At 76.4% G+C, this 8,713-nt stretch carries 6 protein-coding genes; 3 read left to right on the top strand and 3 right to left on the bottom strand.

The window, feature by feature from the left end:
- Window positions 1–345: 345 nt before the first annotated feature.
- From CAE01nite_RS18260 to CAE01nite_RS15125, 3 genes are all read right to left on the bottom strand, one after another.
- Window positions 346–846: a hypothetical protein gene (locus CAE01nite_RS18260; protein WP_186816612.1), complete on the bottom strand. Its 501-nt coding sequence runs from the start codon at window positions 844–846 to the stop codon at window positions 346–348.
- Complete coding sequence (gene nhaA, locus CAE01nite_RS15130) at window positions 843–2,696, bottom strand: Na+/H+ antiporter NhaA (RefSeq protein WP_246131242.1); 1,854 nt, start codon at window positions 2,694–2,696, stop codon at window positions 843–845. Before nhaA ends, CAE01nite_RS18260 begins: the two co-directional genes overlap by 4 nt.
- A gap of 208 nt (window positions 2,697–2,904) precedes the next feature.
- Window positions 2,905–4,743, bottom strand: coding sequence for a cation:proton antiporter (locus CAE01nite_RS15125; RefSeq protein WP_146906219.1), 1,839 nt, complete (start codon window positions 4,741–4,743; stop codon window positions 2,905–2,907).
- A gap of 187 nt (window positions 4,744–4,930) precedes the next feature.
- Here CAE01nite_RS15125 and CAE01nite_RS15120 point away from each other — a divergent pair, with 187 nt between their 5' ends.
- From CAE01nite_RS15120 to CAE01nite_RS15110, 3 genes are all read left to right on the top strand, one after another.
- Window positions 4,931–5,686, top strand: a complete 756-nt coding sequence (locus tag CAE01nite_RS15120) for a LamB/YcsF family protein (RefSeq protein ID WP_146906217.1) — start codon at window positions 4,931–4,933, stop codon at window positions 5,684–5,686.
- A 23-nt stretch (window positions 5,687–5,709) separates the two neighbouring features.
- Window positions 5,710–7,413: a 5-oxoprolinase subunit B/C family protein gene (locus tag CAE01nite_RS15115; RefSeq protein WP_146906215.1), complete on the top strand. Its 1,704-nt coding sequence runs from the start codon at window positions 5,710–5,712 to the stop codon at window positions 7,411–7,413.
- 428 nt (window positions 7,414–7,841) lie between these two features.
- On the top strand, window positions 7,842–8,672 hold the full coding sequence (locus CAE01nite_RS15110) for an amino acid ABC transporter substrate-binding protein (RefSeq protein WP_146906213.1): 831 nt from the start codon (window positions 7,842–7,844) through the stop codon (window positions 8,670–8,672).
- The last annotated feature ends 41 nt before the right edge of the window (window positions 8,673–8,713 follow it).

Genomic DNA, 8,713 nt, shown 5'->3' with positions numbered 1-8,713 from the left:
AGGCGCCCCGGCGCCCGCGCCAGGTCGGCGGCGCCCATGCTCGTAGAGGTGCCCGCGGGCGGGATGTCGTCAGCCACGGCAGTCACCTCATCCCTGCTGCGAACCCGGGCCGACGCCTTGGTGCGACCCTTTTCCTACGCCCAATGCTATGGACTGCCACTGACATGCCCATGATGCAGAAGAATGGCTGTGGACGAGGTCTCGCCTCCCCGGCCTGTGGGTGTCGCCGAATGTGGTGGAGGCGGCTTCGGGCGCGTCGCAGAACCCGGTCCAAAGGTGGAGAGGTCTTCCCAGCATGCCCTAGGCCGAGGGCAGTGCGGAGTGCGCCTACGCGCCCACCTCACCTCAGAGCGGGACCTCGATCGTCTCCTCGACCACGTCGACCAGCGAGCTCACCGGCACCCACATCTCCCACGCCGACCGGTCGCCCTCGTGGGCGGCCACGACGTCCCCGGGCGGCCACGGACCCCGGTCGATCACGGCCTCACCGCCGTCCTGGACGGCGCGGACGACCACGCGGCCCCCTCGCCCGGCGCCGGGGCGGGAGGCCACCGCAGACACCGCAGCCGGCCCTGTCCACACCGCTGTGGTGTGCACGAACACCAGCCGGGTCACCTCGTCCCGGCGCACGAACGCGGACCACTCGAGCCAGCGGTCCTCCTCGAACCCCTCGGGGCACGGCTCCGCGCCGGACGCGCGCAGGTGCAGCTTCCCGGCATCCGGGCCCGGCCCCTCACCGGACCGAGGGTCCGCCGGCGGGATCGGCACGCACGCGTACTCGCGCCCGCGGTACTCGGCGACGAAGCCGGCGCGGATCCGGACAGGCGGCCCCCCGGCCCCCGTCACCGCGGCTCGGCGACCGGCGCCGGGTCGGCCTGGACGGTCCCCGCGACCTGCTCCAGCTCCCGGATGAGCGTCGCGGCGTCGTAGGGACCGCTGTGGCGGCGGTCCACCACGAAGAACGTCGGGGTGCTGCGGGCCCCGCTCGCCTCGGCGCCGGCGACGTCCTCGCGGATGCGGGCCGCGAGGCCGCCGTCGGACAGGTCCTCCACGAAGCGGTCGACCTGCAGCCCGAGCTCCGCGGCGTACTCCACCAGCGCCTCCGGGTGCAGCCGGTCCTGGCGGGTGAACAGCAGGTCGTGCATGGCCCAGAACTGCCCCTGCCGCCCGGCGGCCTCGGCCGCCATGGCCGCACGCTCGGCGTTGGGGTGCACGTCCGGCAGGGGCAGGTGCCGGACGACGTACCGCAGCCGGTCGCCGAAGTGCTCGCGCAGCTCGCGCCCCACCCCGGTCGCCCTCGCGCAGAACGGGCACTCGAAGTCCAGGTACTCCACGAGCGTCAGCGGCGCGGTCCCGGGACCGCGGATGTGGTCCCGCTCGGGGTCCACCGGGGCGACCAGGTGCCGGGGGAGCTCCGCGGTCCGCTCGCCGAGGAGCACCGCGGCGAGCCGGAACACCAGCCAGCCGAGCCCCGTGGCGAGCACCGCCGCGAGCAGCACCCCGACCGTCGCCTCGTCGCGCAGCCGCTCGTCGTCGAAGGCGAGCGCGGTGATGAGCAGCGACACCGTGAAGCCGATGCCGGACAGCGCGGCACCACCGGCGACCTGCCCGTGACCGACCCCCTGCGGCAGCCGGCCCAGCCCCAGGCGGACTGCTCCCAGCGCACCGGCCGTGATCCCGACGGTCTTGCCGACCACGAGCCCGAGGACCACGCCCCAGGTCACGGGGGAGCGCAGCGCGTCGCCCAGCATCCCGCCGCGCAGGTCGACGCCGGCGTTCGCGAGCGCGAACACCGGCACCACGACGTAGCTCGCCCACGGGTGCAGGACGCTCTGCAGCCGCTCGTTCACCGAGATCGCCCGCACGATGCCGCGCTGCGCGGTCCGGCCGACGGACGGCATGGGGGACTGGCGGAACGCCCGCACCAGCGTGGCCGCACCCTCGACGACGTCGCGCCGGGGCGCGGTGGCGGGCACCAGGAGCCCGGCGACCATCCCGGCGATGGACGGGTGCAGCCCGGACCGCACGGTCGCGAGCCACAGCAGGACGACGAGCACGACGTACGGCGAGGTCTGCCACACGCCCCGGCGCGCCAGGGCAGCCAGCGCGACGAGGCACAGCAGCGCGAGCCCGATCGCGCCGAGGTCCAGGTCGTCGGAGTACACGAGCCCGATGACGCTGACCGCGAGGATGTCGTCGATCACCGTCATGGTCAGCAGGAACAGGCGCAGCTGCGTCGACAGCCGGGGACCGACGACCGCGAGCGCCCCGAGCAGGAACGCGGTGTCGCTGCCGATGACGACGCCCCACCCCCGGGCCGCCTCGCCGCTCGGGTTGACGGCCAGGTACAGCAGCGCGGGCACGACCAGTCCGGCCGCCCCCGCCACGAGCGGCACGACGATGCGACGGCGGTCGGTGAGCTCACCGAGGGACAGCTCGCGGCGCACCTCGAGCCCGATGACGAAGAAGAAGATCGTCATCAGCGCGTCGTTGACCCAGTGGCCCAGGTCCATCGTCATCCCGGCGTCGCCGGCACTGAGCGACACCGGCGTCTCCCACAGCGCGACGTACGCCGCGGACCACGGGGAGTTGGCCCAGACGACCGCCACCACGGTGGCCGTCAGCAGCAGGGCGGCGCCGGCCGACTCCGTCCCGAGGAACCGCCGCAGCGGCTCGGACAGCTGACCGTGCAGCACGGTCCGCGCCCGCGGCCGTGATCGATCTCTCCACCCGCGATTCACGCCGCCCAGGCTAGGCACGACGGCGCCGTGCGCGGCACCCCTGTCCATGCGCGCCCTCGCGTGCGTCGCACCCCCGTCCATGCGCGCCTCGCGTGCGCCGCCGTCCGCGAGCCGGCGTCCGCGATGGGCGACCGTGACCCCGAGCCGCCCCGCCCCGCGCCGGCTACCCCCGCCCGCCGTCCGCGGCCGCACCGCGCTCCCCGGCGTCCGGCTCCTGCCGGCCACCCTCCGGCTCGCCCTGAGCCGGCTCACCCTGAGCCGGCTCGCCCTGACCCGGCTCGCCCGGGTCCGACTGGCCCTGCCCCGGCTCGCTCCCGCCCGGTTCGCTCCCGACACGCTCTCCGGCGTCCGGCTCCGCCCGGCGGGTGCGTCGCCGGCTCGTCAACCACGAGCTGGCCACCGCCTCGTCCTCCAGGTCCAGCTCGCGCAGGACCCGGCGCATCACCGTCTCGTCCAGCTCGCCGGCGTCGCGCTGCCGGCGCAGGACGTCGCGCTGGGTGGCGACCATCTCCCGGCGCAGCTCCTGCAGCCGGCGCCCGCGCTCGGGGGACGGGTGGGCGGGGTCGTCCCCGGCCCGGCTCGGGTCCAGGACGACGGCCGCGGCCTCCTCCGCACGCGACAGCGCCGACGTGATGCCGCGGACCGCCTTCCCGGCAGCCTCCGGCCCGATGTCCCGCGCCCACCGCTCCTCCCGGGCGTGGACCACGTCGGCGGCCGCCCGCCCGAGGAGGATTCGCACCTGCGCCTCCTGGCGGGCGTCACGGATCTCGTCGTCGTCGGACCCCACGCCCATGCGCCGGATGACCCACGGCAGCGTGGTGCCCTGCAGCAGCAGCGTGCCGATCGCCACCACGTACGCGGTGAACTGGAGCACCGAGCGGGCCGGGAAGTCCTCCCCGCCGGTCGTCGCCGGGATCGCCGCGGCTGCCGCGAGGGTCACCACACCGCGCATGCCCGCCCACGACAGCACCGTGGTGTCCCGCACCACGGAACCCCAGCCGGGCGGGCCCGTGGACGCCCGCGCGCGCAGCGGCGCCGTCGCGAACAGGTACAGCGGCCGGACCAGGACCGCGGTCGCGAGCACGGCCAGCGCGACACCGAGCGACGCGGCGAGTCCCGCGCCGGACTCGCGGACGTCGGCGAGCACCCACTGCAGCTGGATGCCGATGAGGGCGAACGTGAACCCCTCGAGCAGCAGGTCGACGGTCGACCACAGCGGCCCCTGGTACAGCCGCGTGGAGTACCCCGTCTCCAGGGACGTGTGCCCGAGGTACAGGCCCGCGGTCACCACCGCCAGCACCCCGGAGCCCTGCACGGCCTCGGCCGCCCAGAACGCCGCGAACGGGGTGAGCAGGCCGACCGCCGAGGCGACGACGGCGTCGTCCAGGCGCAGCCGGACCCGGTGCACGACGACGCCGACCACGAAGCCCAGGCCGACGCCCACCACGACCGCGAGACCGAACGTCCGCAGGCCCGCGCCAAGGGACCACGCACCGGTCGCCACGCCCGCCAGCGCGACCTTGTAGAGGGTCAGCGACGTCGCGTCGTTGATGAGGCTCTCGCCGCTCAGCAGCGTCATCACGCGCCGTGGCAGGCCCAGGCGGCGGCCGACGGCGGCCGCGGCGACGGCGTCGGGCGGCGCCACGACGGCACCGAGGACGAGTGCGGCCGCGAACGGCAGGTCCGGAACCAGCAGCCACGCCACCACGGCCACCGCCACGGCGCTGACCAGCACGAGCAGCACGCCCAGCCGGGCGATGGGACGCAGCGACGCGCGGAAGTCCTGGTACGAGCTCGACAGCGCCGAGGAGTACAGCAGCGGCGGCAGCACGAACTCGAGCAGCAGCTCGGGGTCGACCTCGTAGCGCGGGACGCCCGGGACGAACGACACGAGCAGCCCGACGGCGACCAGGACCAGCGGGACGGGCAGTCCCCAGCGCCGGCAGACGGCGGTGACGGCCAGCGCGCCGGTGGCCAGGAGGAAGAGCTCGACGTGGTCCAACGGTCGTCCTCACCTGGGTCCGGCGGCGCGGCCGACACTATCCCGGGCCTCCGACAGCGGCCCGACGGCAGGACGGCGGGCGGACCGGCGGAGCCGGACAGCGGACCGGCGGAGCCGGACAGCGGACCGGCGAGGGAGCAGCGCGCCGGCGCTGGCACCCGACGCCCGTCCACGACAGGCTCGCCCCGTGCAGATCGACCTGAACAGCGACGTGGGGGAGTCCTTCGGCGCGTGGACGCTCGGGGACGACGAGGCGGTCATCGACCTCGTCTCCAGCGCCAACGTGGCGTGCGGCTTCCACGCCGGCGACCCGAGCACGATCCGGCGCACGTGCGCGGCGGCGGCACGCGCCGGCGTCCGCGTGGGCGCCCACGTCGGCTACCGGGACCTCGCCGGCTTCGGACGGCGGTTCCTCGACGTCGCGCCCGCCGAGCTCACCGACGACGTCGTCTACCAGGTCGGCGCGCTGCAGGCGCTGGCCCGCGCGGCGGGGACGGAGGTGGCGTACGTCAAGCCGCACGGGGCGCTCTACAACGCGATCGTCGGGCACGTGGAGCAGGCGCGTGCGGTGGTGCGCGCGGTCGTCGCGGTCGACGACTCGCTGCCCCTCGTCGCGCTGCCCGGCAGCGCCGTCGCGGCGCAGGCGCGGGCGGCGGGGCTGCGGGTCGTCACCGAGGCCTTCGCCGACCGCGCGTACCTGCCGGACGGCACCCTCGTCCCGCGCACCCGGCCCGGTGCCGTCCTGCACGACCCGGTGGCGGTCGCCGCCCGGGTGGTGGGGATGGTGGTCGAGCACTCGGTGACCGCGGTCGACGGGACGCCGGTCGCCGTGGACGTCGAGAGCGTGTGCGTGCACGGCGACACCCCGGGCGCGGTGGCGATCGCCACGGCGGTGCGCGCGGCGCTGGCGGACGCCGGTGTGCGCGTGGCGGGCTTCGTGTGAGCGACCGCCGGGTGGTGCGGCCGATGGGCGACCGGGCGCTGCTCGTGGACTGCGCCGACCTCGCGGAGGTGCACGGCCTGCACGCGGCGCTGACCGCCCGGCCGCTGCCCGGGCAGGGCGAGGTGGTCCCCGCGGCGCGGACGCTCCTCGTCCTGCTGACGGACCCGGGCGCCGCCCCGGTGCTCGCCGAGGCGCTCGCGACGGCGGCGACCGCCGAGCCCGCCTCGGTCCGGCAGCGGGAGGTCGTCCTGGACGTCGTCTACGACGGCGACGACCTCGCGGACGTCGCAGGTGTGCGCGGCGGCTCGCCGGACGCCGTCGTGCGGTGGCACACGGGCACCCCGTGGACGGCGGCGTTCCTCGGGTTCGCCCCCGGCTTCGCCTACCTCGTCCGCGACGAGCCCGACGGTGCCCCGACCGACGTGCCGCGCCGTGCCACCCCGCGCACGACGGTTCCGGCCGGCGCGGTGGCGCTCGCCGGCCCGTACTCGGCGGTGTACCCCCGGGCGTCGCCGGGCGGCTGGAGGCTGATCGGCCGGACGTCGGCGGTGCTGTGGGACGGGGCCCGCGCCGACGACCCGGCGCTGCTGCACGCCGGCACCCGGGTGCGGTTCCGCGCCGTCCGGGCGCAGGCGCGAGCCGCGACACCGGCGGCGGGTCGCGCCGACCCGCCCACCCCCGCCGTCCCGTCCACCGCCGTTCCTGCCGACCCGTCCACCCCCGCCGTCCCGCCCACCGCCGTCCTCGCCGTTCCCGCCGCCCCGCCCGACCGCGCCGCCCACACCCCCGCCTCCCTGCGCGCGGTCGAGGTGCTCCGGCCCGGACCGCAGGCGCTCGTCGAGGACCTGGGGCGGCCCCGCCACCGGGCGCTCGGGGTCGGGGTGTCCGGCGCGGTCGACCGCGGCGCCGCCGTCCGCGCCAACCGCCTCGTCGGCAACCCGCGGACCGCCGCGGTGGTCGAGTGCGTGCTGGGCGGCCTGGAGCTGCGCGCGCACGGGGACCTCGTCCTGGCCGTGACCGGCGCCCCGGCCCCGGCCGTCGTCCGCACGCCGGACGGCACCGCCCGCGACCGGCCCGCGCACGCCACGCCGTTCGCTCTGCACGACGGCCGGACCCTCGTCCTCGAGCCACCCGCCACGGGGCTGCGCTCGTACGTCGCGGTCCGCGGCGGGCTGGGCGCGGCGCCCGTGCTCGGCAGCCGGTCGACCGACGTCCTCTCGGGCCTGGGCCCGCCGCCGCTCGCGCCTGGCGACGTCGTCGGCGTGCTGCCACCACCCCCGGACGCCGTCGCCGCGTGGGGGGACCCGCCGTCGCCGGCCCCCGGTGACGTCGTGCGCGTCCGGGTGCACGTGGGACCCCGGTCCGACCACCTCACCGCACCGGCCCTGCGGCTCCTGCTGACGCAGGACTGGACGGTGACCGCCGAGTCCAACCGCGTGGGCCTGCGCCTGGCGGGGGAGCCGCTCGAGCGCACGGCAGCCGGCGAGCTGCCCAGCGAGGGGATGGTCGCCGGGGCGGTGCAGGTCCCGCCGTCGGGGCTGCCCGTCCTGTTCCTCGCCGACCACCCCGTGACCGGCGGGTACCCGGTGGTGGCCGTGGTCCGTGACGCGGACCTGGACCTCCTCGCCCAGGTCCGCCCCGGCGACCGCCTCCGGCTCGTCGACGACCCCGGGACCGGCGCGGTCCCGCTCCCGGCCCCGCCCGGGGCGCCTGGCCTGCGGCCATGACCGCGGCCTGCGGCCATGACCGCGGCCTGCGGCCGTGACCGCGGCCTGCGGCCGTGACCGCGGCCTGCGGCCATGACCGCGACCATGACTGCGGCCCGCGGCGAGGACCGACCTCCACCACACCGGCCGGGCGACGGCGCCCGCGCACGCCCCCCGCGGGCGCACCGGAGCACCCGGTGGTGCAATCGACCCATGTCCTCGCCCCGCCCCCGCACCGCGGCCACCCGGCCGAACGTCGTGCGTGAGCCCGCGGCGCACCGGGGGACGGGGTCCGGAACACCGGGACGTGCCCGTGTGTTGGCCCACCGGGTACGGACCGCGTGTCCGTGCCTCACCCGCTAGACCACCGCTCCCGCGGTGCCGGACGCCGCCTGCCGTCGCCCCGCACCGCGCGGCGGCCCCGACCGCTCCGCACCGAAGGACCCACGATGACCACCCGTACCGCCCGTACCGCCTCGCTCGCCCTGACCTCCCTGCTGGCCCTCTCGCTGGCGGCGTGCTCGTCCGGCGGCGGGTCCGACGCGGGTGGCGAGTCCGGCGCCGCCGGCGGCGGGAGCAGCGCGGGCGGACCGCTCGAGTCCGGCGTGCTGACGGTCGCCACCGAGGGGACCTACCGCCCGTTCTCCTTCCACGACGAGGGCACCGGCGACCTGACCGGCTACGACGTCGAGGTCGTCACCGCGGTCGCCGAGGAGCTCGGTGTCGAGGTGGAGTTCCAGGAGACGCAGTGGGACGCGATCTTCGCTGGGCTCGAGGCCGGCCGGTTCGACCTCATCGCCAACCAGGTGTCCATCACGCCCGAGCGGGAGGCGCAGTACACGTTCTCGGAGCCGTACACGGTCTCCACCGGGGTCATCGTCGTCCCGCAGGACGAGACGTCGATCAGCTCGTTCGCGGATCTGGACGGCAAGACCACCGCCCAGTCGCTCACCAGCAACTGGTACACGCTGGCCGAGGAGAGCGGCGCGGACATCGAGGCAGTCGAGGGCTGGGCGCAGGCCGCCGCCCTCGTCGAGCAGGGACGCGTCGACGCCACGGTCAACGACAAGCTGACGTTCCTGGACTACCAGCAGGAGTCCGGCTCGACGAGCCTCAAGGTCGCCGCCGAGACCGAGGAGAAGTCCCTCACCGCGTTCGCCTTCGCGAAGGAGGACACCGAGCTGGCCGAGGCCGTCAACGGTGCGCTGGAGACCCTCGCGGCCGACGGCACGCTGACCGAGATCTCCGAGAAGTACTTCGGCGCGGATGTCTCGCGCTGACCTGTCGCGTCCGCGTGCCGGCACGTCGGCGGGCGGCGACG

Source organism: Cellulomonas aerilata (assembly GCF_007991755.1).
GTDB classification, from domain to species: Bacteria; Actinomycetota; Actinomycetes; order Actinomycetales; family Cellulomonadaceae; genus Pengzhenrongella; species Pengzhenrongella aerilata.
The sequence above is the reverse complement of the archived record's forward strand: the minus strand, read 5'-3'. Positions and strand labels throughout refer to the sequence as shown.